The following is a 26872-nucleotide window of genomic DNA, read 5'->3' on the forward strand; positions in this document are numbered from 1 at the left end:
TCGGGTGGGTAGGCCGTTCGTATATACGATTCGACGCACCTGGGGGCGGATAGGCGAAAAAGGGTATGACCTGTTCCCATTGGCGCTGCCACATGGCCGCGACGGTAGGGAATTTGCGGCCCCACTCGCTGTGCCAAAGCGTCGAGCGCCGCTGCCGCCGCCTCGGCCGTGACGGCCTGATAGATCGGCTTGATCGCGGCAGCCAGAGGCTGGCGCTCCTTCCAACTGGCCAGCTTCAGCGAATTGCGGATCAGATGAACAATGCAGGTCTGAATTTGCGCAGCCGGATACACCGCCTTGTTCTTGACCGTGCCTTCGTCGCGGATCTTCAATTGAAGCGCGTCAAAATACACGATCGGATACATCGCCTCGAGTGGTCGCTGTTGCCACTGCTCGAGCTCGGCCAGTACTTCGTCGGTGACGCTCGAAATCAGATCGGGCGACACCTGAAGGCCATACAGTTCTAGCAAATGGCCTTGGATCTCGCGCACGCTCATGCCGCGCGCATACAGGCTAATGACGTGATCGTCAAAACCGGGCAGCCGGCGCTAATATTTACCCACCCGCTGTGGCTCGAACCTGGCCTGCCGAGCACGGGGGATAGCCAAACTTCAGTTCGCCGCTGGGCGTGATCACCGTCTTGGGGCGGCTCCCGTTGCGATGATTGCCATCCTTACCTTGCTCGACTTTGCTTTCCAGATGGTGCGTCAGTTTTTTGGTCAGCCTCACTGGATGAGCCGGTAATAGACATGCACCATTTGGCATTGAGTACATGCAATGTGCTAAGGTTAATTCATCAATTGTTCGGCAAACTGTATGATTTCCTCGGGTTGCCACTCGGTGTCACGCTCTGTAGTTTTGGCATCTTCGAGGTACAATTCGTAATCTTCGGTATCAGTTGTCCATCCTAGTGACCAAAGGCGTCGATCATCGTTCGGCGCTTTGCCTAATGCAAGAATAGCTGGCGCTTGGCCGACGCGTTGACGAGCGAAATCGGCGTAAAGTATGATCTTCCCGCCATCGGCTGCATAATCCCATACGCTTAACATACCAAGTTTTCCATTCTTCATTTTGAATACGATAGAGCCTCGTCTGCCGCCATCCGGCAGTTGGCCCAGCAGTTCCATACCGACCGTTCTCAGATTATCAGTGCGCTGGATGATTGCTGCAAGACCTTGAGATCCGGCAGACCTAATATTCAATTTTTGATGAAGCAGCGCGTAAGCCTCACGCACTAACCCGAGGCGTTCAGGCGGACTTAAATTCGTCCTGAATTGGTCATTTTTTTCCAAAACGTTCTGATACAACATTGCCCTCACTTCGGGCGTAGGGTCTTTAGAAATAGTCAGTGCTGCGCTCGCGTTTTCCACTTCATCCCACATGTCGCTGACTACTTTTTCGCTTTGGTGTAGCGTATTGCTCACCCCATTCGCTGCTTTGCTTGCTGGCTGAACCGGGCTTATTCTATCCGTGTTCGCCTCATGTACCGGGCTTGCTGTATAGGCTTGTACCTGCCCACAAAAAACAGTCACTGTTAAAGCTAAAAAAATGGATTTCATGGCAACCACCCCACACTCAAGTTACAATCTTCAGCCAGAGACTCGCCCAGTTTGATATTTTTTCCTCTTTCAGGATCATAGTAGCGGTGTTCGCCTTGGACTCTCCATCGGTTACTGTACGGCGAAGCGCCAGGAATATACTCGGTTTTCTCAACAATCTCAGGTGATCCTGCGCGAGCACTATAAAGAAACCGGCGATTGTGCTCGAATCTCATGGCGTTGCTGTTGTGCCCCCAAACAGGCAGCCCTTCAGTATAAAAGGGTGACGTTCGAGTCATTGCTCCGATCCACCCCGAAATATTTGCCCATGTATGCCATTGTGTAATTGTTTGTTTTGCATAGAGATAATATCTGGATTGAAAGTAATCGGTTGTAATCGATTCCAAAATCCAATATCGATTCAGATCTGGCTGAGCCCAAATATTTTTAACCCATAAGGGCGCGCCTAAGAGGTAAAAAAATTCTGTTGCTACGCCTCGTAATGGACCTGGTATTTGGTCGACTCGACACGCTCGACTGAAGTAACCGATGGCGTATGCTTGGGATGCAAGCAAGAAAATAGCACACGAGAAAAATAGTTTTTTCATACCCTATCCCACCATAAAAATTAATATAGTGATATTGGATTAAGGTCCGCAACCCTCGGCCATAATGATGACACTTAAAACTCTTGAAATCGTTGTGCAAAGCATAGTCTATGAAAACGGTATGTCAAGGACGCTTTGGTCGTCGTGGATAACCCCATCGACATCAAGGTAAAAACGGCAGTGGAATTTTTGCATGCGGCACATGGCTTGCGACTTGCCCCATGGGCTGACGGCGGTCAGTCACTGAAGTTGGCCCACGCGCGCGTTCAGCCAACTGGGCAAGCATCTGGACGTATCGATCGTTTAGCGTCAGTGCGGTCCCTCAAATTTGGAGAGACTACCGGACTGCCTTTCACAGGGTGGTCCTTCTTCAAATTGAAGATGGCCCTGAAGAGGGCTCGATAAGCTTCCCGCGCCAAAACAGCGCTGAAAACAGCAAAAACAGCCACAGGCCCACAATTTTTCACAATATGAAAAATTGATTCAAGGGAGTCAAACGGCGTAATGGCAGTTGAGCAAAATTATGTCTGCCGGAAAACCATCGCCAACTCGTTGAACGTAACTGCCGCTTGATGGGCGCGGGTCAGGGCGGGATGTCGCGCCAAGACCGACCCTATGTCGGTTTTTCCTACCTGCGCCAAAGCGAAACGGATTGCCAATCACGGACTTTAATTTTCCGGCCCCGCCGCGTTGACCGGGAATGCCTACAGGGTGCCTACATGGAGACCAGAAAGCAAAAAGCCCAACCTCGAAGGCTGGGCTTTTTGATTGATTTTTTGGCTCCCCGACCTGGGCTCGAACCAGGGACCTACGGATTAACAGTCCGGCGCTCTACCGACTGAGCTATCGGGGAACAGCAGAGAAGTGGAATTCTATCGGCGTCTTATCGTCTTGTCAACAGGTGGCGCGTCGAAGCGTGGTGTCATGGATTATCGACGAACCCGGCGCGCGCGCCCTGCTCATCGCTCGAGCAGCTTCAGCTTGTCTTTCACGTCTTTCCATTCCACCGCGTCCGGCAGAGGAGGCTTAGTCCGTGTGATGCTGGGCCAGTCCTTCGCCAGTTCCGCGTTCAGTTGGATGAATTGTTGCTGGTCGCCGGGGACGTCTTCTTCCGCATAGATCGCATTGACCGGGCATTCCGCTACGCAAACTGCGCAATCGATGCACTCGTCCGGGTCGATCGCGAGGAAGTTCGGACCTTCGCGAAAGCAGTCCACTGGGCATACGTCGACACAGTCAGTATAGCGGCACTTGATGCAGCTTTCGGTCACAACGTGAGTCATTGATGAAGCTCCTGCACTCTGTGTATAGCGATGTGGGCGCGCAATGAAGCCAGGGACGCCACCATTTTGCAAAACAGTTATTGTAGCGCACCGCGTCGCCGCTTCGCTGCCCCCCGCCCGAGGCTGTTATACACTTTGGTGATGTCTTTATATGCGACGCGCGGTTTGCTGCGTACGTGCCGCGGCCTCGCTTACGCTAACTTTAGCAGGAGGTGTCGCGTCAAACGGCCGCGGCGCGTCCGAGCTTCCGGCTTGTGCCTGGCTATGCGACCATGATCATCACTTCGTTACTCGATACCGATCTCTACAAATTCACGATGATGCAGGTCGTGCTGCATCATTTTCCTGCCGCCAGCGTCGAATACCGGTTCCGTTGCCGCACGCGCGGCATCGACCTGGTGCCCTATGTGGACGAGATCCGGGAGCAGATCGGTCGCCTGTGCCAGTTGCGTTTCACCGACGACGAGCTCGACTATTTGCGCCAGTTGCGCTTTATTAAGAGCGACTTCGTTGACTTCCTTGCGCTGTTCCAACTCAATGAGAAGTACATTCACGTCTGGCCGTCGCCGAAGGCCAATGGTGAGATCGAGATCGTTGTGTGCGGGCCGTGGCTGCATACGATTCTGTTCGAAATCCCGGTACTGGCGATCGTCAACGAGGTCTATTTCCGCAATACGCAGCGCTCGCCGGCATACCACGAGGGACGTGAGCGGCTGATTGACAAGATGGCGATGCTCGGCGCGAGGCCCGACTACGCCGATTGCAAGATTGCCGACTACGGCACGCGGCGACGCTTTTCGAAGCAGTGGCACGAGGAGGTCATCCTGACGCTGATGGCGGGGCTTGGCGAGCAGTTTGCCGGCACCAGCAATGTCTATTACGCGATGAAGCACGGGTTGACGCCACTTGGCACGATGGCGCACGAGTACCTGCAGGCGTGCCARGCGCTGGGGCCGCGGCTGCGCGATTCGCAGATCTTCGGTTTTGAGAGGTGGGCCAAGGAATATCGCGGCGATCTTGGCATTGCGTTGTCCGACGTCTACGGCATGAAAGGCGTTCCTGCGCGATTTCGATATGTACTTCTGCAAGCTGTTCGACGGCGCGCGGCACGATTCGGGAGACCCGTTCGAATGGGGTGAGCAGCTATTGAAGCACTACGAGTTGAATCGCTGCGATTCCCCCGCACCAAGATCCTGGTCTTTTCCGATGCACTTGATATCCCGAAGGTGTTGCAACTGTACGAGCGTTTTCGCGGCCGCTGCAAACTGGCATTTGGCGTGGGCACCAACCTGACCAACGACCTGGGCTATCCGCCGCTGCAGATCGTGATGAAAATGGTCCGCTGCAATGGCCAGCCCGTTGCGAAATTGTCCGACTCGCCGGGCAAAAACATGTGCGACGATCCCGCGTACATCGCGTACTTGCGGCAGGTGTTCGAGATCGACACGCCGTTGGAGGCGGGCCACTGAACCAGGTGAGGCCGGCACGCGCAGCGGCACGTACGCGGCGCCCCGTGGTCGCATCGCTCTGCGTGGCGCAGGTGGCGTCCCGCTGCAGGCTGGATGCCACCACGGCCATCGGGGTCGCCGATGGCCATCCGGCCAATGGCTGCGCTGCGCCCGCCGGTATAATCTGCGCGCAGGCGTGGCCAACGCGCTATCAGAGGATCGCTCCATGGACACTTCGGCGGCTCGCCGTAACATCATTGCTCGCATCCGCGCGGCGCAGCGCCGGCCGGCGCTGCCGGCGGCGGCCGAGCGCGAGGCGCTCACCGACTATCTGGCGCGGCACCCGGTCGGCCCGCGTCCTGATCTGCCAGGCGATCTCGTCGAGTTGTTCGTCACGCAATCGCGCAAGATGGCGACCAGTGTCGCGTGCGTCGATGGGCCGCAGCAGGTGCCGGCTGCGGTGGCGGCCTATCTGCACGAGCACAAGCTTGCCACGACCGCAGTCGCGTGGCCCGCGCTCGCTGATTACGGATGGGCGGATGTCGGCCGCCAACTCGAATTCAGGATGCCGCGCGACGGCGACTTGACCGGCATTACCGGGTGCTTTTGCGCGGTGGCCGAGACCGGTACGCTAGCGCTGTTGTCGGGCGAGGACGAGTTCGTGTCGGCGGGCCTGTTGCCGCAGACGCATATTGCAATCGTGCCGGCGTCGCGCGTCGTCGGCGGCCTCGAGGACGCGTTTGCCTTGATGCGTGCCGAGCGCGGCGAATTGCCGCGCGCGGTCAACTTCATTTCAGGTCCGTCGCGTACCGGCGACATCGAACAAACCATTGTGCTAGGTGCGCATGGTCCTTATCGCGTTCATGCAGTCGTTGTGCGTGACGCGTGATTCCTGTTTTTCTAATACGACATATGACGAGGTTTTTTGCCTTTCTGCCGGCGGGTGTAGTACTCGCCTGTATTCCGCTTGCCGCGTGCGCGGCCGACGTCGATGGCTCGCAACTAGGCCTGCATTGGGCGCTGCCGTTTGCTGGCATGCTGCTGTCGATCGCGTTGCTGCCGCTGCTGGCTCCGACGTTCTGGCACCGCCATTTCGGCAAAATCGCGGCGGCTTGGGCGCTGGCCTTCCTGGTGCCGTTCGCCGCGTCGTTCGGCGCCGGCGCAGCACTTGCGTCGCTCGCCCATGCCGCAATTGCTGAGTATGTGCCGTTTATCGTGTTGCTGGCCGCGCTGTATACGGTGGCCGGCGGCATCTGCGTGCGCGGCAATCTACATGGATCACCCGTGCTCAATACTGGTCTGATTGCGCTTGGCACGCTGCTAGCAAGCATCATGGGAACGACGGGCGCGGCGATGCTGCTGATCCGGCCGTTGTTGCGGGCCAATGACAATCGCCGGCATGCTGCGCATGTGGTGGTGTTCTTTATTTTCCTGGTCGCGAATGCGGGCGGCGCGTTGTCACCGCTCGGCGATCCGCCATTGTTTCTCGGCTTCCTGAACGGTGTCGATTTTTTCTGGACAACTGTGCATTTGGCGTTGCCGGCCCTGTTCGTCACCGCCACGGTGCTGTCGGTGTTCTACGTGCTGGATAGCTATTATTTCAGGCGTGACGGCAACCCGGGGCCGGCGCGGGTGAAGCTGACACCGGACTTGCGCGGCGTTGCGATCGACGGCAAAGTGAACTTCGCACTGCTGGCGTGCATCATCGTCCTGGTGCTGATAAGCGGCGTCTGGAAACCTCGCGTGCAATTCGACGTTTTCGGCGTGCCAGTCCAGTTGCAAAACATGCTCCGTGACGCCGGACTGTTGGTCGTGCTGTTCGTGTCGCTGCGCGTGACGCCATCCTCCGCGCGCGATGGCAATGGCTTTAGCTGGGCGCCAATCGATGAGGTCGCCAAGCTCTTCGCCGGCATCTTCGTGACGATTGCACCGGTAATCGCGATGCTGCATGCCGGACAGCGGGGCGCGTTCGCCGACGCGGTGCAGTGGACGCTGCAGGACGGCCAAGCCACCGTACCCCTGTATTTCTGGGTGACAGGGTTGTTGTCATCGTTCCTGGACAATGCGCCGACCTACCTGGTGTTTTTCAACATCGCGGGCGGCGACGCGCAGACGTTGATGACCTCCGGTGCGTCGACACTCGCGGCGATTTCCGCTGGCGCGGTATTCATGGGAGCGAATACGTACATTGGCAACGCGCCGAACTTCATGGTCAAGGCCATTGCCGAGTCGCGCGGTGTGCGCATGCCGAGCTTTTTCGGCTTCATTGGATGGTCGGCCTGCGTACTGTTGCCGGTATTCGCGATGACGACATGGCTCTTTTTCTGGCATTGAGTGCCGGACGCAAACTTGGACTGGAACGGTGATGAAGCAGGAGATTTGGGTGGCGCGGATGATCTTCCCGGACGTACTCGAAACGCTTGAGCAGTATTTCGATGTCAATATGAATTGCGATGGCCATTTATTCACGCGCGATGTGTTCGACGGCGAGCCAAACGTGCATCCGGACTTGTTGCAAGTGCCCAACGTGGTGTTGATGCCCCACATGGCAAGCGCGATCGAGACGACGCGGCGGGCGGTGGCGGCACGGGCGGCCGATCATTTGATCGCAGCGCTTGGCTGCGGCCCGCAAGCCAATCACCCGCTGACACCGATCAACCTTGACGTGCTGGGGGCAATGCACGCATGCTGACGATTATCCTAGCCGTCGCAGTGGCCGTATTGGCCGCCGCGCTGCTCGTTGTCGCGGCCGCGATGCGGCAACGCGATGCCGGCAACGCGACCGAGGCATCGCTGCAAGCGCTCACGCAGCGGGTAGGCGAACTGGGCGACACGCACGCGCGCTCCCAGGAAAGGCTGGAGCGCGAGTTGCGCGCGGAGCTGATCGACAGCGCCCGCGTGTCGCGCGCCGATGCTGGCGCCGGCGTCGCGCAATTACAACAGGCGCTCGCGGCGCAACTCGCGAGTATCGCTACGGTGCAAAACAACCAGATTGACGGCTTCGCGCAGCAACTGGCCAAACTGACGCAGAGCAATGCGCAGCAGCTCGATGCGTTTCGCTTGTCCGGCCAACAGCAGGCGCAACATGCGCGCGAGGAGCAGGCTGCTGCATTGAAGCGATTCGGCGATACGCTGAACCAGCAATTGGCCGTGCTGTCGGAGAGCAACGAGCGGCGTCTTGCCGAAGTGCGGGCGACGCTCGAGCAAAAGCTCAAGGATATCGAGGCGAACAATGCGGCCAAGCTCGATGAGATGCGGCGCATTGTCGATGAAAAGCTTCATGCTACGCTGGAGCAGCGCCTGGGTGAATCGTTCAAGTTGGTGTCGGACCGGCTCGAGCAGGTCCATCGTGGCTTGGGCGAGATGCAGACGCTTGCTGCGGGCGTCGGCGACCTGAAGAAGGTGTTGACCAATGTCAAGACGCGCGGTACCTGGGGCGAGGTTCAGCTCGAGGCGCTGCTCGAGCAGATGCTCACGCCCGATCAATATGCGAAGAATGTGGCGACGGTGCCGCGCAGCAGCGAGCGCGTCGAATTCGCGATTCGGCTACCGGGCCGGGGCGAAAGCGAGCACCGCAATGCGCAGCCGGTATGGCTGCCGATCGATGCGAAATTCCCGCGTGAGGACTACGAGCGGTTGATCGACGCACAAGATCGGGCTGACCCTCTTGGCGTCGAGGAGGCGGCCCGCGCGCTGGAAACGCGTATCAGGTTGGAGGCCAAGGCAATTGCAGACAAGTATGTGTCGCCGCCGCATACGACGGACTTTGCCCTTTTATTCCTGCCGACCGAGGGACTCTATGCGGAAGTCCTGCGCCGGCCTGGGCTGACCGATGCATTACAGCGCGACTATCGGGTCACGATTGCCGGACCCACCACGCTGACTGCGTTGCTGAACAGCTTGCAGATGGGTTTTCGTACGCTGGCGATCGAAAAGCGCTCGAGCGAAGTATGGCAGGTACTCGGCGCGGTGAAGACGGAGTTCGGCAAGTTCGGCGACGTCCTGGCGAAAACGAAGAACCAGCTTGCGACCGTTGCCCGGTCTATCGAACTGGCCGAGACCCGGACACGGCAAATGCACAAGAAGCTGCGCGACGTCGAGGCGCTATCTGGCGAGCAGGCTGCCGAACTGTTGGGCGATGACGGGCAAGCGCAAGCGACGCCAGACGACAGTAGCGAATAAGCGGGTGCGGCCCTGGCAGCGACCGTAGATCAGTGCGTGCACCGCGGACACGCCGGCCGGTGTTGCATGGCGGGGCGTCGTGTCGTCCGACAGCGTGGCCAATGGCGAAGTCATGCCTCCTCCGGTGCATCGGAGAGCATGATCTCGATGCCGCCGAAGCGCGATGCCACCCAGTTGTATGCGTGGCAGGCGATCCATAGCAGGATGAAGCCAAGCACGGCGTTGAGTATCAACGCGCTGAACACCGTCGACAGTTCAACAGAGCCATAGCGCACGAATGCCACTAGCACGCCGAGCAGGACGATCGGCACGCTGAAGGTTAGGTACACGAAGATCAGCGCCTTGGCGGTTTGCCCCGGGGCAATGTACGAGATTTGTTTTTTCATATCGAAGCGTCGGCGCTCATTCGCGATAAAGGGTCGCGCGGGGCACGCGCGGAAGTTGTATGAAAACGTCGAGTATGGGTGAGATTAGTCCGTCAAAGGGTTAGCGCAACCCGTCAAAAGGCCAGGTCAGCCCGTCAAAAGGTTAAATCAGTCCATCAAAAGGCATGATATCGACCGTGTCGCCCACGGCCACTGGCCCTCGTTGGTGATCCAGAATAACGAAACAATTGGCGTCGCTCATCGAGCGTAGGATACCGGAGCCCTGCGCGCCGGTCAGCGCGACTTCCCAGCGCCCGTCGTCGCGCCGGCGCGCGATGCCTCGCTGATATTCGGTCCGTCCGGGGCGTTTGCTGATCGAATCCAGCGTGCTTGCCGTGATCAGCGGCACGGGCCGGGGCAGCGCACCGGTCATCGAAATCAGTGCGTCGCGCACGATCTGATAGAAGGCGACCATTGTGGCAACCGGGTTGCCTGGCAAGCCGAAGTAGAGCGCATCGTGGCCTTCGCCCGCGCGCCCGCCTGACCAGATGCGGCCGAATGCGAACGGGCGTCCTGGCCGCATCGCGACATTCCAGAATGCGACGTCGCCCAACCGACCCATCAGCTCACGCGTGTAGTCTGCGTCGCCGACCGACACGCCGCCGGAACTGAGTACGACGTCCGCTGACGCCGCTGCGTTGCGCAGCGCTGCTTCCAGCGCGAGCCGATCGTCGGGCACCACACCGAGATCGATCACCTCTACGTTCAGGCGGCGCAGCATCCCGTACAGCGTATAGCGATTGCTATCGTATATGCATCCAGGCGCAAGCGGTTGCCCCAGTGAACGCAATTCGTCGCCGGTCGAAAAGAAGGCGGCACGCAAGCGGCGCCGCACCGGTACTTCGCCAAGCCCGACGGAGGCGAGCAGGCCCAGATCGGACGCGCGCAGCACACGTCCGGCCAATAGGGCTGCATGTCCGCTGCGCAGGTCTTCGCCGGCGCGTCGGCAGTTGGCGCCGCGGGCCAGCGCGGCGGCCGAAAATTGGATCGATCCGGCCACGTCGATTGCCACCTGCTCCTGCGGGACTACGGTATCGCAGCCGGCCGGCAATACCGCGCCGGTCATCACGCGGATGCAATCGCCGCTGCGTACCCGTGCATCGTACGCGCGTCCGGCCAGCGCCGTGCCTGCCACGCGTAACCGGATCATGCCGCCGCGCTCGAGCGCGGCGCCGTCGAACGCATAGCCGTCCATGGCGGAATTGTCGTGTGCTGGTACGTCTAGCGGCGACACCACGTCGTCAGCCAGCACGCGATCCAAGGCGTCACGCAGCGCGAGCCGCTCGATGGTGGCCACCGGCGTTGCCCACTGGTTCACGATGGCCCGGGCGGCATTCACCGGCAGTGCGTTCGGGTCATAGTCGGCGATACAGCTTGCGATTGTTTGCAGCGAGGTCATGGCACGGGACGGAGAAAACGGGGCGGGCGCAATCGGGCAAAGGACGCCGGGCACGCTCATCGCCCGATGTCCGGCCGCTCGAGTTTGTATAATTCTTGCAGCGAGTTGACATTGTAAAACGCGCGCTCGTCGGCGAATGGCACGCGTACTGCCATGTGGCGTGCGTACCACGCGTGCACCCGGCGCTCGCCCTGGGTTAACTGCGTTGCCAGATCGTCTGCCAGCCCAGCGCGCAGCAGCGCGAATACAAAATGAGCACGCCCGGCTGCCGGCATGTCGGCCGACGATGCAGGCGGGGCATGCGTGTTCGGCACAGCTGCATCGGGCAATGCGGTGCATGCATAAGCAATCGGTGCGTGCGTGACTTCCAGCGCTTGGGCAAGGCGCTGCGCCAGATTCAACGGCACGAACGGAGAATCGCAGGGCGCGACCAGTAGCGCGCCGTGCCTCGGCGCCTGGCGCTCGAGTGCATACAGCCCTTCGAGAATGCCGGCCAGCGGGCCGGGGAAATCGGGTGTGGTGTCCGTCAGCACCTGATCGGCAAACCGGGCATACTGGTCAACGTGGCGATTGGCGCTGATCATCAGGTGCGACACCTGTGGCCGCAAGCGCTGTGCGACATGCTCGACGAGTGGGTGCCCATGCAGCAGTTGCAGTCCTTTGTCTCGCCCACCCATGCGCGTGCCGCGGCCGCCAGCGAGAATCAGTCCGATGGTGCTGGCGCGCGACATCACGTGCGGATCACGGTGTGCATCGGTCTAGCCGCCGATATATGACATTTCGACGCGCGGGCCGCCAGCGGCTTGCCCGCGCAACTGCGAATAGCGGTCCTCGCGGGCTTGCCACAGCCGCGCGATTGCATCGGCGATCTGCTCGTCGGTGACGCCGCCGCGCAACAGCGCGCGCAGATCGTGACCCGTGCCGGCGAACAGGCATAAATACGCCTTGCCTTCAGTGGACAGCCGTATACGCGTACAACTGGCGCAGAAGGCGCGCGTGACGCTGGAGATCACGCCGATCTCCCCGGCGCCATCCGCGTATTGCCAGCGTTGCGCGGTCTCGCCCGGATAATGCGCGTCCAGTGGCACAAGCGGCCAATGCGCGTTGATTCGGTCGATGACGTCGGCGGACGGCAGCACTTCGGTCATGTTCCATCCATTGGAGTGGCCCACGTCCATGTATTCAATGAAGCGTAATACGGTGCCGGATCCGCGAAAATGTCGGGCCATCGGCACGATTTCGCTGTCGTTGGTGCCGCGCTTAACGACCATGTTGATCTTCAGCGGGCCAAGACCTGCCGCATGCGCGGCCTCGATTCCCTCCAGTACGCTCGAGACCGGGAAATCGGCATCGTTCATGCGTTTAAACAACGTATCGTCCAGTGCGTCGAGGCTGACTGTCACGCGCGTGAGTCCGGCGTCTTTCAGCGCACGCGCCTTGCGGGCGAGCAGTGCGCCGTTCGTCGTCAGTGTCAGATCGAGTGCCCGCGCGTCGGGCGTGCGCAACGCGGCAAGGCGTTCGATCAGGCGTTCGAGATGCTTGCGCAACAACGGTTCGCCGCCGGTTAGGCGGATCTTCTCGACCCCCTGCGCAACAAACAGCCGCGCCACGCGCTCAATTTCTTCAAAGGTCAGCAGCGCGCTGTGTGGCAGAAACGGGTAGTCGCGGCCAAAAACGGTTCGCGGCATGCAGTACACGCAGCGAAAATTGCAGCGATCGGTGACCGAGATACGCAGGTCGCGCAGCGGGCGGGCGAGGCGGTCAATGACATGCCCGCGCGGCGCTCCAGGGGCGCTCGAGAACGCTGGGACGGCGCTCAGTTCGTTCAGCGGGATGACACGTCGATTCATGGTTGCCGCACAAGCCAGTTCAACCAAGGATTTTATCCGAATGCGCCGAGTACGGCGTTGCTGTGGCGCAATATCCTATATCGCGGCTGCGATGATCGGTGGCAGCACGACCCGCGAGCCCGCTGGATAACCGAGAAGGCCAATAAAAAGCCCTCGCCGAGGCGAGGGCCATCGATGATGCACCGCTTTGCGACGCACGACGGGGGCGACGCGCCCGTCTAGTTACACCCCGTGCCGGGTCTCGACCTGCTGCATCGGTTCCGTGGACGGCGATGGCAACGGCTTGCGTTCACGGCCGATGCGCAACGGCTCCTGGGCAGCTTGCGCAGCCTGCTGCGCCGCGCGCAGCTTGTCGGTATCGGTGTTGACCCACACCAGTCCAGCGGATTCTAGGATCGGCGCCAGCGTGTCGATCGACAACGTGCCTGCCGACGAAGCCATTGGGGCGGGTGTGGCGATCGAGGCCGGTTCGTCGGCGCTGCGCGGTTGGGATGGCGCTTCGCGCTCGCCCGCCGGTGTGCTGCCAACAACGGCTTGCCCATGGCTCGCTCCGGCGCGGCCGGTTACCACCGTGTCGTCCGATTGCGCGCCTGGGAGCTGAGTCGACGCAACCGGCGCGTGGGTGTGCGCCGGCTGCGCCGATGTCGGCTCGTCCGCCCTTTGCGGGCTGACCGGTGTCGGCTCATCACCTCGTACCGGCGCCGGCTCGTCGCGTCGTATCGGCGCTGATTCGAGTGGCTCCACCGTCGCGGCGGTGGTCACCATCGTTGACGCCACCGATGGTTGAGGAGGGGGCGCTTGCTGCCGTGTGACCTCACCGGTGACGCTAGGATCTGCACTTGAGTCATGCGCCGACTCAACGATTCGCGGCTGCGGCTGCGCCGCGACCGCAGCCGGTTGCACGGGCTTGGCTACCGGTACCTGCTCCATTTCCTGGCGTCCGCCAGCCTCGTTGGCCTCTCGCGGCGCGGGGGACTGGGTCGCGGCGTGTTCGACCGCCGCTTCTGATCCTGGTGCTGGCGTGTGCTCGCGGGCCATCACTGCGTCGCCTGTTGTCGCGGTGGGGGCGCCAGCCGCGGCGCTCGGTGCAGTGGCACCCGTTTCGCCTTCTCCTTCAGCCACGTCCGCGGCATGAGTCAGGTTGACGCTGTCCTCGTCGCGTTCACGGCGACCGCCGCGGCGTCCGCGCCGGCGGCGGCGGCGCTCCTCGCCGTCACGCCCGACATCGGTTTCCGGGGCGGCGCCGGTACCCGGCGCCGACTCCTGACCCTGTTCAAATGTCTGCTCGTCACGTAATGACTCGACCGGCGGCTGCTCAAGCTGCTTGCGCTCACTACGCTCGGCCCGGTCCCCACGGTCGTGGCGTTCACCGCGTTCGCCCCGATCCGCCCGTTCGCCTCGTTCAGCGCGCTCGCCCCGCGCCGCCTCGTTGCGGTCACGGCGCTCACCGCGCTCGGTACGTTCAATACGCGGCGGCCGTTCGGTGCGCGCCGGTTGCTCTGCCTCCACGCGGGCCTCGAGCTGCCGCTCCTGGCGGGGGACTCGCGTATCGCGCACGCTCCGCTCGTCGCGCGCAGCGCGTTCGTCCCGCGTATCGCGTTCATCGCGACGCCCACGGACCGGTTGAGCAGCAACGTCGCGTGGCGCCGCGTCACGGCTACCGGATTGCGGGCCGCGCCGATGGGGCCGGTTGCGCTCCGTGCCTTGACGAGCCTCGCTGCCGGCACGTCCCCCTGTCGGCCGTGCGGGCGTGGCTTTGACGGTGGCCTGGGCCGGCTGGGCGGGAGGCTCGCCACTGAAGATGCGCTTGAGCCATCCAATGAATCCGCCACTTGCCGTGGCCGCCGGTGTGACCGGTGCGCTCGGCCGGGCTTGCGGCGGCACTGGGCGTGGCGTGGCGCTGGGCGCTGGCATATCCGGCGTAATACCCTTGACGGCGGCTTCTTGCTTCGGCTTCGCGTCGCTGTCGCGCTTGCTGTAGCCGGTTTCCGATTCCAACTCGCGCGCCGCTTCCTCGGCCATGCGCCACGACGCGCGCGGCTCGTCGAGTCGCACGTCGTCATGACGCAGCCGCTCGAGCTTGTAGTGCGGCGTTTCGAGGTGCTTATTGGGAATGAGCACCACGTTGACCTTGAAACGCGATTCGATCTTATTGATTTCCTGGCGTTTTTCGTTCAACAGGAAGGCGGTTACCTCAACCGGCACCTGGCAATGGATGGCCGCGGTGTTTTCCTTCATCGCTTCTTCTTGAATGATCCGCAGCACTTGCAGCGCGGACGATTCGGTGTCGCGGATGTGGCCAGTGCCGTTGCAGCGCGGACAAGTCACATGGCTGCCCTCGGACAGCGCAGGACGCAGCCGCTGGCGCGACAACTCCATCAGGCCGAAGCGGGAAATCTTGCCCATCTGGACCCGGGCCCGGTCGTGCTTGAGCGCGTCCTTGAGCCGTTGCTCGACTTCGCGCTGGCTCTTGCTCGCCTCCATGTCGATGAAGTCGATCACGATCAGCCCGCCCAAGTCGCGCAGCCGCAACTGGCGCGCCACTTCATCGGCTGCCTCCAGGTTCGTGCGCAGTGCTGTTTCCTCGATGTCGGCGCCCTTGGTCGCGCGAGCCGAGTTCACGTCGATGGCGACCAGCGCTTCCGTGTGGTCGATCACGACGGCGCCGCCGGATGGCAGCGGCACGGTACGGGAGTAGGCGGTCTCAATCTGGTGCTCGATCTGAAACCGGGAGAACAACGGCACATCATCGTGGTAGCGCTTGACCTTGCCGAGATTGTCCGGCATTACCACTTCCATAAACGCGCGAGCCTGATCGTGGATATCCGGTGTATCGATCAGGATTTCACCAATATCGGGCTGGAAGTAATCCCGGATCGCGCGGATCACCAAGCTCGATTCAAGATAGATCAGCAGGGGTCCGCGCGTGCCGTTCGCCGCTGCCTCGATCGCACGCCACAATTGCAACAGGTAGTTCAAGTCCCACTGTAGCTCTTCGGCGGAGCGACCGATGCCCGCTGTGCGCGCGATCATGCTCATGCCGTCTGGCAATTCGAGTTGCGCCATCGTTTCGCGCAATTCCTGCCGGTCGTCGCCCTCGATGCGTCGCGACACGCCGCCGCCGCGCGGATTGTTGGGCATCAGCACCAGGTAGCGGCCGGCCAGCGAGATGAACGTGGTCAGCGCAGCGCCCTTGTTGCCGCGCTCCTCCTTTTCGACCTGGACGATCAGTTCCTGGCCTTCGTGCAGCGCGTCCTGGATGCGCGCGGAGCGCATTTCGACGCCATCCTTGAAATATTGCCGGGCGACCTCCTTGAAGGGCAGAAAACCATGGCGATCCTCGCCGTAGTTGACGAAGCACGCCTCGAGCGATGGCTCGATCCGCGTGACGACTCCTTTGTAGATATTGCCTTTACGCTGTTCGCGTCCAGCGGTTTCGATATCGATGTCGATCAGCTTCTGCCCATCGACGATTGCCACGCGCAACTCTTCCTGCTGCGTCGCGTTGAACAACATGCGTTTCATTGAACGGCTCCAGTGCGGCTGCGCGTCCCGCCACGGTCCAGAGCGGAACCGAAACGGGCAGCGGCGCGCCGCCTCTTTTTGTCAAAAAAAGCACGCTGGAGCGGGAAACTCTGGCTGGGGAGAATTGCCTTGACCGGAACGCGCGCCAACCAAGGCGCGGCATGCCGCGGGCACCTGCGAATAGTTCCAAACTACGGCAAAACACGGCGGTGCAGCCGCGCATCGCGCAATGAAGCGCGTGACGCGCGGCCTCAAACTGTACGATGCACTGCTGCCGGCGGGCCGCCGTTGCACAATACGCGCCGCGCGCGAACCGAAACCTGCGCGGGTGCGCGGACCATTGGCGCCGTGGCCCGCGTGTCTCGCTCGTTCGCGCGCGCTGTCTCGATTCGACTGCTGCGCGCGTGTTATTCGCAATCCGTCCAGCTCGTGCGTGCCACGTCGGCCGACGTGGAGTGCGGCGGGCTGGACGCAAAAAATTCTTTATGACCAAAATTTCCGTTACCGGCTTGCCGTTGACGATGCCGAATCCGCCTGTGGGCGATATCCCTACACTGTGCAACGACGTGCGTGCAACTTGCTGCTCTCGCCTTCCAGGCGAGCAGCCGGCCTGGGGTGCAAGGTAAAATAACGCCCGAGGCGCTTGCACCGAAACAGTCCGTCGTGTGCCGGGCGGGTCGCCACCGGCGCATGGGCTGTTTAGCAAATTATATTCAGAATGAATGAGTTAGGCAAAATATCACAAAATGGTGCAGCCGCCGACCGTGTTTCATGGCTGAATGTGGACGACGCGTCGGCTGGTCAGCGCATCGACAATTTTCTTCTGCGCGTGTGCAAAGGGGTGCCAAAAAGCCATATTTATCGGATTTTGCGAAGCGGCGAAGTGCGAGTCAACAAGGGCCGGGTCGACGCCTCGTACCGGCTTGAGCATGGTGATATTGTGCGCGTGCCGCCAATACGGGTGGCACAGCCGGCGCACTCCCCGGTGAGCGCGCCGGCTGCGACGTTCCCGGTGTTATATGAGGACGACTGCCTGATCGCGCTGGATAAGCCGGCCGGCATTGCGGTGCACGGCGGCAGCGGGGTGAGCTTTGGCGTGATCGAGCAAATGCGCGCCGCGCGCCCCGGTGCCCGCATGCTGGAGTTGGTCCACCGGCTCGACCGGGAAACGTCCGGTGTGCTGTTGCTGGCCAAGAAGCGTGCTGCGCTCGTCGGTCTGCACGAGCAGATTCGCGAGGGCCGGCTGGATAAGCGCTATCTGGCGTGCGCGCGGGGCGCGTGGCCTGCGGATTGGGGCGTGCGCCGCGCGGTGAAGGCGCCGCTGCACAAGTACTTGACCGCTGACGGCGAGCGGCGGGTTCGCGTGCAGCCCGATGGACTGGGCTCGCATACGGTCTTCAACCTGCGCCAGCGCCTGGGTGACTATTTACTGCTGGAGGCGGAACTGAAGACCGGCCGGACCCATCAGATCCGGGTCCATCTCGCGCATCTAGGCTTGCCGATCGTCGGTGACGACAAGTACGGGGATTTCTCGTTGAACAAGAACCTGGCTCGTCCCGGTGTCCGGCCGGGGCTGCGCCGGATGTTCTTGCATGCGTGGCGGCTGAGCATTCAGCATCCGGCCAGCGGCGCGCCGCTGTCGTTCGAGGCGCCGCTGCCAGCCGAATGCGATAATTTTTTGCAACAATTGACGGATATGTTGAACACGGATGACGCGCAAACAATTTGACTTGATCGTGTTCGACTGGGACGGCACGCTGATGGACTCGACCGCGCACATCACGCGTAGCATCCAGCGGGCGTGCCGCGACCTTGGCTTGCCAGTGCCCGACGCGTTGTCGGCGAGCTATGTCATTGGGCTAGGGCTGCGCGACGCGTTGCAGATCGCCGCGCCCACGCTCGACCCGGTCGACTACCCGCGTCTTGCGCAGCGCTACCGGTTCCATTACCTGAGCGGTGATCCACATATCGAGCTGTTCGCCGGCGTGCGCGAGATGTTGGACGAATTACGCGGTGCGGGCTATCTGCTCGCGGTGGCGACCGGCAAATCGCGGGTCGGACTGAACCGCGCGCTGGACTCGTTCCGGTTGATGACGATGTTCGATGCGACCCGCTGCGCGGACGAGACGTTCTCGAAGCCTCATCCGGCAATGCTGCATGAATTGACGCGAGAATTGGGGCAGGGTGCCGCGCGTACCGTGATGATCGGCGACACGACGCACGACCTGCAGATGGCGGCCAACGCTGGGGCCGCCGCCGTGGCGGTGTCCTATGGCGCCCATCCAGCCGAGCAGCTGATCAAGCTGGAGCCGCGCTTTTGCGCCGCCGACGTCATGTCGCTGGCCGATTGGCTGCGCGAGCACGGATGACTGGCGCGCGCGCGAGTGGGTGCCCGTTGTCGCGTCGAGCCGGGATTGTCACAGACATTGCGCTGAACTCATGCAACCTGTTCGTATTTGCGCTTCGGATGAACTCGTCGAACGCGGCCGCGGCATCCGATGCGCCGCGCTAGCGGGTAGCGCGCCGGCCACCGTTTTCTTTGTCCGCTACCACGGCGTGGTTTACGGCTATCTAAACCGGTGCGCGCATGTGCCGATGGAGTTGGACTGGTCCGAGGGCGAATTCTTCGAGCGCTCGCGCCTATACTTGATGTGCGCGACGCACGGCGCAATCTATGCCCCCGACACTGGGCGCTGCGTCGGCGGCCCATGCCGTGGCGGCCGGCTGCGCCCGCTCCAGGTTCAGGAGCGCGACACGGCCGATGGGCCAGCCGTCTTTTGGCTGCCTGACAATGAAATTCGACCTCTTTCCCTTGAAGCAGGACCTGACTGCGCATGACCCACTATTCGACTGATGACAACCCGCGAACCCCCACGCCTGCCCAGCAGGGGCGAGCCGACGGCGCCGGCCGTGCGCCCGACGATTGGCAGCGCGATGCGCTCGAGCGCGTCGCGCTGGCGGCTATCCGCGAGCAGCGGGCGGCGCGCCGCTGGCGGATTTTCTTTCGCGGCGCGTTCCTCGCCGTGTGGATCGCACTCACCTGGAGCGTGTTCAGCCTGTTGGGCGAACGTTCGGTTTCGGCCGGACGCCATACGGCGCTGGTTTCACTGAACGGTGAGATCGCAGCGAACTCGAATGCGAGCGCGCAGAACATCGATGCTGCATTGCAGAATGCCTTTGACGACTCGAATACCGCCGGGGTGATCCTGCGGATCAACAGCCCGGGCGGCAGCCCGGTGCAGGCCGGCATCATTAACACCGAGATCCGCCGCTTGCGCGACAAGTATCCGTCCAAGCCGCTGTATGTGGTGGTCGAGGACATTTGCGCGTCGGGCGGCTACTACGTGGCGGCGGCCGCCGACAAAATCTACGTCGACAAGGCCAGCATTGTCGGCTCGATCGGCGTGCGGATGGACGGGTTTGGCGTCACCGGGCTGATGGACAAGCTTGGTATCGAGCGCCGGATGCACACGTCCGGCGAGAACAAGGGGTTCTACGATCCGTTTTCGCCCGAGAGCGACAAAATGAAGCAGCATGCGCAGCACATGCTGGATGATATCCATGCGCAGTTCATTGCCGCGGTGCGGCAAGGTCGGGGCAAGCGTCTGAAGGAAACGCCAGACATGTTTTCCGGGCTATTTTGGACCGGCGACAAGAGCGTCGAACTCGGGCTGGCCGATGGATTCGGCAGTACCGACTATGTCGCACGCGAGGTCATCAAGGCACCGGATATCGTCGACTATACGGTCAAGGAGAGCATCACCGATCGTGTCGCCCGCAAGTTCGGCGCGGCGGTCGGCGGCGCGGCGCTTCGTGTGCTGTCGCTCGGCGCCGCGCCAAGCCTACGCTGAGCCTGGCTGTCAACTCGGGGCGTTGGGCCGTGGACCGGGCACAGTCCTGCCACGCGTTGATTCGGACTCGGGATGGACACTTGGGGCCCGGTCGGCCCCGCACGCTGGGCTGCTGTCAGCTCGCCAGCATCAGGAAAATGGCTGGTCGTTTGTGCAGTTCGATCGGCTCCTTGCGCCACGCCGACACCGGCCGGGTGACGATTTGCTCATCCGGTAGCGTCAGATCAACGGCTACACACACGAGCGTGTCCGGCGCGCACGCGCCGGCCAGCGCATCGAGCAGCGCACGGTTGCGATAAGGGGTTTCGATAAAGATCTGTGTCTGCCGGGCCCGACGCGACTGCTGCTCCAGCTCGCGCAGCTTCTTCGTGCGTTGCGCGGCATCCACCGGCAGGTAGCCGTGAAAGGCAAAGCTCTGGCCGTTCAAGCCGGAGCCCATCAGCGCTAGCAGGATCGAACTGGGTCCGACCAGTGGCACGACTCGGATGCCGCGCTCGTGCGCTCGGCGCACCAGCAGCGCACCGGGATCGGCCACAGCCGGACACCCGGCTTCTGACAGCAGCCCGCCGTCGCGGCCTGCGATGATCGGTGCGAGCAGCGCATCGATTGCGCTCGCCGGCGTGTTGACGTTCAATTCGCGAATCTCGATGTCCTGGATCGGAAGCGTGCCCCCCGTTTTTTTTAGGAACGCCCGCGTGCTTTTCGCGTTTTCGCCGACATAGTAGGTCAGCCGCGCCGCGAGCGCGCGCACTGGTTCGGGTAGCACGCCCGCCAGCGCAGCGGCGTCGCCCAACGCATTGGGCACCAAGTACAGTACGCCGGTCATTGCGCTGGCTCCGGTGCTTCGGATGCGGCGTCGGCGGTGCCGAACAGCGTCACGCCGGCCTGGCGCAGCATGTCGGTCAGCGCGATCAGCGGCAGGCCGATCAAGGCCGTGGGGTCGTCGCTGTTGACCGCCTCCAGCAAGGCGATTCCGAGCCCTTCCGCCTTGGCGCTGCCGGCGACGTCGTAGGGCCGCTCCAGTTGCAAGTAAGCGCTCAGTTCCGTATCGGGCAAGTTGCGAAAGCGTACCCGTGTGACCACGTCCGTGCAGCGTGCGGTGTCGTCGCGCGGATCATAGAGGCACAGCGCGGTGTGAAACTCGACGTCGCGCCCGCGCATCGCGCATAGCTGCTCGAGCGCGCGCATGGTCGCCGGGCTTGCCGATCTGCCGGCCGGCGAGCGTGGCGACCTGATCCGAGCCGATGACCAGCGCATCGCCGCTGCGCGCGGCCACGGCGCGGGCCTTGGCCTCGGCCAGTCGCAGGGCGGTGCCGGCCGGCGCTTCGTGCGGCAAGGGTGTTTCATCGATGGCTGGCACGTCGACGTCGAACGTCACGCGCAACCGCTCGAGCAGTGCGCGCCGGTACGGGGAGCTGGAAGCGAGAATCAGCCGGCGCGCGGCGATTGAAGCGGGTATGGGCTGCATGGGCGGAAGCGGTCCAGGATGCGCGATTTGACCACGGCCGGCATCTGGCGCGTTGCGCGAACGCGCGCGGTGCTGGCTTAAGTGTTTGACGCGTAAAGACAAAAGCGATATGATACCGGGCTTTTCATCGGTGCGGTTCATAAACGTCGCGGCGCGGCGGCCGACAATACCGGCTGCACCTGTTGACGGGATGGCGCGGGAGGAGGTCCAGATGGCGGAGTCAACGGACAAGCAGGGCGCGTCGATGGGCCGTGCGGTGGCGCTCAACCTGCATGCGCTGGATGTGTTCGAGTTTGCGCGAACCGGTCGGCAAGCGGCGGGGCAGTTTGACATCGGCGAGTTGGCCCGGCTGGCAGCCGAAGTGCCCGCCGACGCGGTGACGCTCGACGATTATGATCCGGCATTGCACTGGCAGGCGCAGGGTGGATCGGTGCGCGAACTGCGGCCCGATGGCACCGTGCTTGACGAGCCGTACCTGCGGGTAACCGTGCATGGCGCGATCTGGTTGCAGTGCCAACGTTGCATGGAACCGTTTCGCGTGCCACTGGACATCGATGCCGAATACCGGATCGTCGAGCGTGACGACGAGGCGGATGAGCGTGCGCTCGACGACACGTCGTTTGATGTGATCGTAGGGTCGCGCCAATTCGATTTCGTCGAGTTGATCGAGGAAGAATTGTTGTTGTCGTTGCCGCTGGTGCCGAAGCATGAGGTTTGCACTCAGATACACGAGAGCCTGGTGACCGGCGCGGCGGGCGAGCATGCGCGCGATTCCGGCGATGAAGCTGACGAATCGCCGGCCGGTGACGAAGCGCAACGCGAGCATCCGTTCGCCGCGCTCGAGGCGCTTAAGGGCGGCGGGTCGAAGTCCGGGCCGACGCATTGAGTGGGCGGACGCGGTCTAGAGGCCAGGCCGGTCGTGCCGGCCTGTCATCGGCTCTCTGGCGGGTGGCGGGCGGGGCGTGGGCCTGTGTTAAAATTGACGAAATTTTTCTGGAGTTACCATGGCAGTTCAGCAAAACAAGAAGTCGCCGTCGAAGCGCGGCATGCACCGCTCGCACGATTTCCTGGGCACCGCGCCGCTGGCCGTCGAGCCGAGCACCGGCGAAGTCCATCTGCGTCACCATATCAGCCCGAGCGGCTACTATCGCGGCAAGAAGGTCGTCAAGACCAAGAACGATTAAGTGCCTGGCGGCAATGGTCGCCTGCCTCACCTTTTGTTCGCGATTGAATTGCCATCGGTTCGTCAAAAAAGCGGCATTGACCTGCCGCTTTTTTGTGCCTGAAATTCGCCGCATCCCATGACTGTAAAGATTACAATCGACTGCATGGGAGGCGACCACGGTCCAACCGTGACGGTTCCCGCCGCGGTCAGTTTCGCACGTGCGCATCCGGATGCGCAACTCGTGCTGGTGGGCTTGGACGACGCGATCCGCGCGCAGCTCAAGCGATGTAAGGCGCTCGACATGCCGACGCTGTCGATCGTCAATGCGAGCGAGATCGTCGCGATGGACGACTCCGTCGAGGTTGCGCTGCGCAAGAAGAAGGGCTCGTCGATGCGCGTCGCGTTGAACCTGGTGAAGGAGGGTCATGCGCAAGCCTGCATCTCGGCTGGTAACACCGGCGCGTTGATGGCGGTGTCGCGCTACGTGCTCAAGACGCTGGCCGGCATCGAGCGGCCGGCGATCGCGTTCGCCCTGCCAAACCAGCATGGCTACACGACAATGCTCGATTTGGGCGCGAATGTCGATTGTGAGCCGCAGCATTTGTTGCAATTCGCCGAGATGGGACACGCGCTGGTGTCTGCGATCGAGGGCAAGGATTGCCCGTCGATCGGGTTGCTGAACATCGGCGAAGAGGTGATCAAGGGCAACGAGATCATCAAGCGCGCTGGCGAATTGCTGCGCGCGAGCACGCTCAATTTCCGCGGCAATGTCGAGGGCAACGACATTTACAAGGGCACGGTCGATGTGATTGTTTGCGATGGCTTTGTCGGCAACGTCGCGTTGAAGACATCCGAAGGACTCGCGCGGATGCTGGCCGACATGATTCGCGAAGAGTTCAGTCGCTCGTGGGCCACGAAGCTGATGGCGCTGCTCGCGCTACCAGTGCTGTCGCGTTTCAAGAAGCGAGTCGATTCACGCCAGTACAATGGCGCCGCGCTGCTTGGCCTGCGCAACCTGGTGATCAAGAGTCACGGTTCGGCAGATGCGTACGCGTTTGAGTGGGCGATCAAGCGTGGGTATGATGCCGTGAAAAATGGCGTTCTCGAGCGCCTGACGCGGGCGCTGGAGGAAAATGCCGACCCGCTCGCTCGCGCGGCCGACGCCGCCTTGGGTGAACCTGACGTGTCCGGCGTCGCACAAGCACTTTCCAATACGACCACCGGCGGCACTGCGGGATCCGCGTCTGAGCCGTTGGCCGCGCTCTCCTCGAAGGTATGATGGCTCATTCCACTATTTACTCGCGCGTGCTCGGTACCGGCAGCTACCTGCCGCCGACGCGTGTCACCAACCAGGCGCTGGCCGAGCGGCTCGCGCAGCAGGGGATCGAGACGAGCGATGAATGGATCATGGCGCGCACGGGTATTCATGCCCGTTATTTCGCGTCGCCCGAGCAAGCCACCAGCGACCTTGCACGGGTGGCCGCGCAGCGTGCGATCGCAGCAGCTGGCATCGATTTGCAGGCGATCGAGCTGATCATTGTCGCCACGTCGACACCAGACTTCGTGTTCCCGAGCACGGCCTGCCTGCTGCAGGACAAGCTCGGCATCCGCAACGGCGGCGCGGCATTCGACGTGCAAGCGGTGTGTTCCGGGTTTGCCTATGCGCTGGCGGTGGCCGACGGGTTAATCCGCAGCGGCGCGCATCGCAACGCCTTGGTGATCGGTGCCGAAACGTTTTCGCGGCTGCTCGATTTCAAGGATCGGACCACCTGCGTGCTGTTCGGCGATGGCGCTGGTGCCGTCGTGCTCGGCGCCTCGGATCAGCCAGGGCTGCTGGCGAGCGCGCTGCACGCGGACGGCAGCCACGCGCACATCCTATGCACGCCAGGCAACGTCAACGGCGGTGTGATCCAAGGGAGTGCATTTTTGCACATGGACGGGCCCACGGTATTCAAACTCGCGGTGAACGTGCTCGAGGAGGTGGCGCTCGAAGCGCTGGCCAAGGCCGGCATGTCGGCGGACCAGGTCGATTGGTTGATTCCGCATCAGGCCAATATCCGGATTATGCAGGGCACGTGTCGCAAGCTCGGGTTGCCATTGGAGCGCATGATCGTGACGGTCGGCGAGCATGGCAACACGTCGGCCGCATCGATTCCGCTCGCGCTGGACGTGGCGGTGCGGGACGGACGCATCAAGCCCGGCGACCGGGTACTGGTCGAGGGCGTTGGCGGTGGATTTACCTGGGGTGCGGCAGTCATCCGCATGTAGATGCGTGTACAGCATGCGCAGGTGCGTGTTGCGCCGTCCGAGCGCATGCCGTTTCGCTGTTTTTTCTATTTGAGGACGATATGAAGTTCGCGTTCGTTTTCCCCGGACAAGGCTCGCAATCGATCGGCATGCTCGATGCATTTGGCGATCATCCTGTCGTGAAGGCGACGCTCGAGGAAGCGTCCGATGTGCTGAGCCAGGATATCGGCCGCCTGATCGCACAGGGGCCAGCCGACGAACTGAACCTGACCACCCATACGCAGCCCGTGATGCTCACCGCCGCCTACGCGATTTACCGCGTGTGGCAACAAGCCGGTGGCGTGGCACCGGCGGTCGTTGCTGGCCACAGCCTCGGCGAATACACGGCACTGGTCGCTTCAGGCGCGATCACGTTTCGCGATGCGTTGCCGTTGGTGCGCTTTCGCGCGCAGGCGATGCAGCAAGCGGTGCCGGTCGGGGCCGGGGGGATGGCTGCGGTTTTGGGGCTGGATGATGACGCAGTGCGCGCCGCATGCTCGGAAGCGGGGTCGGCCGGCATCGTCGAGGCGGTCAACTTCAATGCGCCGGCGCAGGTTGTGATCGCCGGCCACAAGACGGCCGTGGATAAGGCATGTGAGATCGCCAAGGCCAAGGGCGCGAAGCGCGCGGTGTTGCTGCCGGTGTCGGCGCCGTTTCATTCGTCGCTACTCAAACCGGCGTCCGAGCGCCTGCGCGAATATCTGGCCGACGTCGACGTGTGCGCGCCGCAGATCCCGGTGGTCAACAATATCGACGTGGCGATGGTGTCGGATCCGGCCGGCATCAAGGATGCGCTGGTGCGCCAGGCCGCCGGACCGGTACGCTGGGTCGAATGCGTGCGCGCGATCGCCGCGCAGCAGATCACGCATGTGATTGAGTGCGGCCCTGGCAAGGTGTTGGCCGGGCTGACGCGGCGCATTGATGCCAACCTGGTGGGCGGCGCGATCGTTGATCCGGCATCGCTCGACGATACGCTGAAACTGTTGCAGGGTTGAATGCCGGGCTGTCAACGGGATTCATCATTCGATTCGGAGCCAAGACGAGATGGAAAAATCGCTCGACAAACAGATTGCGCTGGTCACCGGCGCGTCGCGCGGCATTGGCCGTGCGATTGCGCTCGTGCTCGGGCGCGCCGGCGCGACGGTGATCGGCACCGCCACGTCCGACAAGGGGGCGGCGGCGATCAGTGACGCGTTGCACGCCGAAGGCATGGCCGGTCGCGGCGTGGTGCTGGACGTCAACGACGGCCGCGCGGCCGATGCGCTGGTCGATTCAGTGGTCAAGGAGTTCGGAGCATTGAACATCCTAGTGAACAACGCCGGCATCACGCAGGACCAGCTTGCGATGCGGATGAAGGACGACGAGTGGGACGCGGTGATCGACACCAACCTGAAGGCCGTGTTCCGCCTGTCGCGTGCCGTGCTGCGGCCGATGATGAAGGCGCGCGGCGGGCGCATCATCAGCATCACGTCCGTCGTCGGCTCGACCGGTAATCCGGGGCAGGTCAACTACGCAGCGGCCAAGGCGGGGGTAGCCGGCATGACGCGGGCGCTGGCGCGCGAGATCGGCAGCCGCAACATCACCGTCAACTGCGTGGCGCCGGGTTTCATCGACACGGATATGACCCGCGTGTTGCCCGAGGCGCAGCGCGCTGCGCTCGACGCGCAGATTCCATTAGGCCGGCTGGGTGCGCCGGAAGACGTCGCCCACGCGGTTGCATTCCTCGCTTCGGCGCAGGCGGGATATATCACGGGCACGACGCTGCACGTCAACGGCGGCATGTACATGTCCTGACGGGTGCCGGCTGCGCTTGCCGCGGTGCTTGCAAGGGTTGCGGCGAATCT

General features: G+C 62.4%; 22 protein-coding genes, 1 tRNA gene and 4 pseudogenes. 15 read left to right on the forward strand and 12 right to left on the reverse strand.

The features are described from left to right. Positions 1 to 43: 43 nt before the first annotated feature. The 5 genes and pseudogenes from RBRH_RS03185 to fdxA all read right to left on the reverse strand — a co-directional run. Positions 44 to 681: pseudogene (locus RBRH_RS03185) on the reverse strand (transposase); the annotation flags it as partial. A 107-nt stretch (positions 682 to 788) separates the two neighbouring features. Continuing rightward, positions 789 to 1559: a hypothetical protein gene (locus tag RBRH_RS03190; RefSeq protein WP_157864328.1), complete on the reverse strand. Its 771-nt coding sequence runs from the start codon at positions 1557 to 1559 to the stop codon at positions 789 to 791. Next, positions 1556 to 2146, reverse strand: a complete 591-nt coding sequence (locus tag RBRH_RS18615; RefSeq protein ID WP_013434515.1) for a hypothetical protein — start codon at positions 2144 to 2146, stop codon at positions 1556 to 1558. The genes RBRH_RS03190 and RBRH_RS18615 overlap by 4 nt, the downstream gene beginning before the upstream one ends. Before the next feature lie 777 nt (positions 2147 to 2923). After that, a tRNA-Asn gene (locus RBRH_RS03195) sits at positions 2924 to 2999 on the reverse strand. A gap of 106 nt (positions 3000 to 3105) precedes the next feature. Continuing rightward, positions 3106 to 3429: a ferredoxin FdxA gene (fdxA, locus tag RBRH_RS03200; protein ID WP_041753157.1), complete on the reverse strand. Its 324-nt coding sequence runs from the start codon at positions 3427 to 3429 to the stop codon at positions 3106 to 3108. 272 nt (positions 3430 to 3701) lie between these two features. Here fdxA and pncB point away from each other — a divergent pair. The 5 genes and pseudogenes from pncB (at position 3702) to RBRH_RS03225 (ending at position 9059) form a co-directional block, all read left to right on the forward strand. Beyond that, a pseudogene (gene pncB, locus RBRH_RS03205) lies at positions 3702 to 4898 on the forward strand (nicotinate phosphoribosyltransferase). Between the two features lie 205 nt (positions 4899 to 5103). Further along, positions 5104 to 5766 (forward strand): LutC/YkgG family protein, encoded by a 663-nt coding sequence (locus RBRH_RS03210; RefSeq protein WP_041753159.1) that lies wholly within the window; start codon positions 5104 to 5106, stop codon positions 5764 to 5766. A gap of 23 nt (positions 5767 to 5789) precedes the next feature. Beyond that, positions 5790 to 7211, forward strand: coding sequence for a sodium:proton antiporter (locus RBRH_RS03215; protein WP_041753161.1), 1422 nt, complete (start codon positions 5790 to 5792; stop codon positions 7209 to 7211). Positions 7212 to 7350: 139 nt separating this feature from the next. Next, positions 7351 to 7569: pseudogene (locus tag RBRH_RS03220) on the forward strand (D-glycerate dehydrogenase); the annotation flags it as partial. Next, the gene (locus RBRH_RS03225; RefSeq protein ID WP_013434522.1) at positions 7563 to 9059 is read left to right on the forward strand and encodes a DNA recombination protein RmuC; all 1497 of its coding nucleotides are present in this window, start codon (positions 7563 to 7565) and stop codon (positions 9057 to 9059) included. The pseudogene RBRH_RS03220 and the gene RBRH_RS03225, both read left to right, overlap by 7 nt. Positions 9060 to 9169: 110 nt before the next feature. Here RBRH_RS03225 and RBRH_RS03230 read toward each other — a convergent pair whose 3' ends face one another. The 5 genes from RBRH_RS03230 to RBRH_RS03250 all read right to left on the reverse strand — a co-directional run bounded on the left by RBRH_RS03230 (position 9170) and on the right by RBRH_RS03250 (position 16258). Beyond that, positions 9170 to 9445, reverse strand: a complete 276-nt coding sequence (locus tag RBRH_RS03230; RefSeq protein WP_013434523.1) for a hypothetical protein — start codon at positions 9443 to 9445, stop codon at positions 9170 to 9172. Between the two features lie 142 nt (positions 9446 to 9587). Then, on the reverse strand, positions 9588 to 10883 hold the full coding sequence (moeA, locus tag RBRH_RS03235) for a molybdopterin molybdotransferase MoeA (protein WP_041753164.1): 1296 nt from the start codon (positions 10881 to 10883) through the stop codon (positions 9588 to 9590). 56 nt (positions 10884 to 10939) lie between these two features. After that, positions 10940 to 11614 (reverse strand): molybdenum cofactor guanylyltransferase MobA, encoded by a 675-nt coding sequence (mobA, locus tag RBRH_RS03240; RefSeq protein ID WP_013434525.1) that lies wholly within the window; start codon positions 11612 to 11614, stop codon positions 10940 to 10942. 27 nt (positions 11615 to 11641) lie between these two features. After that, positions 11642 to 12733, reverse strand: coding sequence for a GTP 3',8-cyclase MoaA (gene moaA / locus RBRH_RS03245; protein ID WP_041754092.1), 1092 nt, complete (start codon positions 12731 to 12733; stop codon positions 11642 to 11644). Between the two features lie 222 nt (positions 12734 to 12955). Continuing rightward, positions 12956 to 16258, reverse strand: coding sequence for an Rne/Rng family ribonuclease (locus RBRH_RS03250; RefSeq protein WP_013434528.1), 3303 nt, complete (start codon positions 16256 to 16258; stop codon positions 12956 to 12958). 718 nt (positions 16259 to 16976) lie between these two features. On the opposite strand from RBRH_RS03250, the gene RBRH_RS03265 reads away from it, so the two are divergent. The 4 genes from RBRH_RS03265 (at position 16977) to RBRH_RS03280 (ending at position 20109) form a co-directional block, all read left to right on the forward strand. Continuing rightward, the gene (locus tag RBRH_RS03265; RefSeq protein ID WP_013434530.1) at positions 16977 to 17987 is read left to right on the forward strand and encodes an RluA family pseudouridine synthase; all 1011 of its coding nucleotides are present in this window, start codon (positions 16977 to 16979) and stop codon (positions 17985 to 17987) included. Further along, complete coding sequence (locus RBRH_RS03270; protein ID WP_013434531.1) at positions 17968 to 18627, forward strand: HAD-IA family hydrolase; 660 nt, start codon at positions 17968 to 17970, stop codon at positions 18625 to 18627. Before RBRH_RS03265 ends, RBRH_RS03270 begins: the two co-directional genes overlap by 20 nt. Positions 18628 to 18697: 70 nt before the next feature. Then, positions 18698 to 19096 (forward strand): Rieske (2Fe-2S) protein, encoded by a 399-nt coding sequence (locus tag RBRH_RS03275; protein WP_041753168.1) that lies wholly within the window; start codon positions 18698 to 18700, stop codon positions 19094 to 19096. Beyond that, positions 19093 to 20109 carry a S49 family peptidase gene (locus tag RBRH_RS03280; RefSeq protein WP_013434533.1) on the forward strand — a complete coding sequence of 339 codons (1017 nt, stop codon included), beginning with the start codon at positions 19093 to 19095 and terminating at the stop codon, positions 20107 to 20109. The genes RBRH_RS03275 and RBRH_RS03280 overlap by 4 nt, the downstream gene beginning before the upstream one ends. Before the next feature lie 115 nt (positions 20110 to 20224). Here RBRH_RS03280 and RBRH_RS03285 read toward each other — a convergent pair whose 3' ends face one another. Continuing rightward, positions 20225 to 20935, reverse strand: a complete 711-nt coding sequence (locus RBRH_RS03285) for an SAM-dependent methyltransferase (RefSeq protein WP_013434534.1) — start codon at positions 20933 to 20935, stop codon at positions 20225 to 20227. Next, positions 20932 to 21718: pseudogene (locus tag RBRH_RS03290) on the reverse strand (Maf family nucleotide pyrophosphatase). The gene RBRH_RS03285 and the pseudogene RBRH_RS03290 overlap by 4 nt, the downstream one beginning before the upstream one ends. Before the next feature lie 70 nt (positions 21719 to 21788). Here RBRH_RS03290 and RBRH_RS03295 point away from each other — a divergent pair. The 6 genes from RBRH_RS03295 to fabG all read left to right on the forward strand — a co-directional run bounded on the left by RBRH_RS03295 (position 21789) and on the right by fabG (position 26822). Continuing rightward, positions 21789 to 22463 (forward strand): YceD family protein, encoded by a 675-nt coding sequence (locus RBRH_RS03295; protein WP_157864329.1) that lies wholly within the window; start codon positions 21789 to 21791, stop codon positions 22461 to 22463. A gap of 118 nt (positions 22464 to 22581) precedes the next feature. Next, a complete protein-coding gene (gene rpmF, locus RBRH_RS03300; protein WP_013434538.1) occupies positions 22582 to 22761 on the forward strand; it encodes a 50S ribosomal protein L32 in 180 nt (59 codons plus the stop codon). 117 nt (positions 22762 to 22878) lie between these two features. After that, a complete protein-coding gene (gene plsX, locus RBRH_RS03305; protein WP_013434539.1) occupies positions 22879 to 24021 on the forward strand; it encodes a phosphate acyltransferase PlsX in 1143 nt (380 codons plus the stop codon). Next, positions 24021 to 25010, forward strand: coding sequence for a beta-ketoacyl-ACP synthase III (locus RBRH_RS03310; protein WP_041753170.1), 990 nt, complete (start codon positions 24021 to 24023; stop codon positions 25008 to 25010). Before plsX ends, RBRH_RS03310 begins: the two co-directional genes overlap by 1 nt. Before the next feature lie 80 nt (positions 25011 to 25090). Next, on the forward strand, positions 25091 to 26023 hold the full coding sequence (gene fabD, locus RBRH_RS03315; RefSeq protein ID WP_013434541.1) for an ACP S-malonyltransferase: 933 nt from the start codon (positions 25091 to 25093) through the stop codon (positions 26021 to 26023). 49 nt (positions 26024 to 26072) lie between these two features. Beyond that, positions 26073 to 26822, forward strand: a complete 750-nt coding sequence (gene fabG, locus RBRH_RS03320; protein WP_013434542.1) for a 3-oxoacyl-ACP reductase FabG — start codon at positions 26073 to 26075, stop codon at positions 26820 to 26822. Positions 26823 to 26872: the final 50 nt, after the last annotated feature.

This window comes from Mycetohabitans rhizoxinica HKI 454 (genome assembly GCF_000198775.1).
GTDB classification, from domain to species: domain Bacteria; phylum Pseudomonadota; class Gammaproteobacteria; order Burkholderiales; family Burkholderiaceae; genus Mycetohabitans; species Mycetohabitans rhizoxinica.

Coding starts and splice junctions, on each gene's coding strand:
- RBRH_RS03190 (WP_157864328.1), bottom strand. CDS start 1,559: ATGAAATCCATTTTTTTAGCTTTAACAGTGACTGTTTTTTGTGGGCAG.
- RBRH_RS18615 (WP_013434515.1), bottom strand. CDS start 2,146: ATGAAAAAACTATTTTTCTCGTGTGCTATTTTCTTGCTTGCATCCCAA.
- fdxA (WP_041753157.1), bottom strand. CDS start 3,429: ATGACTCACGTTGTGACCGAAAGCTGCATCAAGTGCCGCTATACTGAC.
- RBRH_RS03210 (WP_041753159.1), top strand. CDS start 5,104: ATGGACACTTCGGCGGCTCGCCGTAACATCATTGCTCGCATCCGCGCG.
- RBRH_RS03215 (WP_041753161.1), top strand. CDS start 5,790: ATGACGAGGTTTTTTGCCTTTCTGCCGGCGGGTGTAGTACTCGCCTGT.
- RBRH_RS03225 (WP_013434522.1), top strand. CDS start 7,563: ATGCTGACGATTATCCTAGCCGTCGCAGTGGCCGTATTGGCCGCCGCG.
- RBRH_RS03230 (WP_013434523.1), bottom strand. CDS start 9,445: ATGAAAAAACAAATCTCGTACATTGCCCCGGGGCAAACCGCCAAGGCG.
- moeA (WP_041753164.1), bottom strand. CDS start 10,883: ATGACCTCGCTGCAAACAATCGCAAGCTGTATCGCCGACTATGACCCG.
- mobA (WP_013434525.1), bottom strand. CDS start 11,614: ATGTCGCGCGCCAGCACCATCGGACTGATTCTCGCTGGCGGCCGCGGC.
- moaA (WP_041754092.1), bottom strand. CDS start 12,733: ATGAATCGACGTGTCATCCCGCTGAACGAACTGAGCGCCGTCCCAGCG.
- RBRH_RS03250 (WP_013434528.1), bottom strand. CDS start 16,258: ATGAAACGCATGTTGTTCAACGCGACGCAGCAGGAAGAGTTGCGCGTG.
- RBRH_RS03265 (WP_013434530.1), top strand. CDS start 16,977: ATGAATGAGTTAGGCAAAATATCACAAAATGGTGCAGCCGCCGACCGT.
- RBRH_RS03270 (WP_013434531.1), top strand. CDS start 17,968: ATGACGCGCAAACAATTTGACTTGATCGTGTTCGACTGGGACGGCACG.
- RBRH_RS03275 (WP_041753168.1), top strand. CDS start 18,698: ATGCAACCTGTTCGTATTTGCGCTTCGGATGAACTCGTCGAACGCGGC.
- RBRH_RS03280 (WP_013434533.1), top strand. CDS start 19,093: ATGACCCACTATTCGACTGATGACAACCCGCGAACCCCCACGCCTGCC.
- RBRH_RS03285 (WP_013434534.1), bottom strand. CDS start 20,935: ATGACCGGCGTACTGTACTTGGTGCCCAATGCGTTGGGCGACGCCGCT.
- RBRH_RS03295 (WP_157864329.1), top strand. CDS start 21,789: ATGGCGGAGTCAACGGACAAGCAGGGCGCGTCGATGGGCCGTGCGGTG.
- rpmF (WP_013434538.1), top strand. CDS start 22,582: ATGGCAGTTCAGCAAAACAAGAAGTCGCCGTCGAAGCGCGGCATGCAC.
- plsX (WP_013434539.1), top strand. CDS start 22,879: ATGACTGTAAAGATTACAATCGACTGCATGGGAGGCGACCACGGTCCA.
- RBRH_RS03310 (WP_041753170.1), top strand. CDS start 24,021: ATGGCTCATTCCACTATTTACTCGCGCGTGCTCGGTACCGGCAGCTAC.
- fabD (WP_013434541.1), top strand. CDS start 25,091: ATGAAGTTCGCGTTCGTTTTCCCCGGACAAGGCTCGCAATCGATCGGC.
- fabG (WP_013434542.1), top strand. CDS start 26,073: ATGGAAAAATCGCTCGACAAACAGATTGCGCTGGTCACCGGCGCGTCG.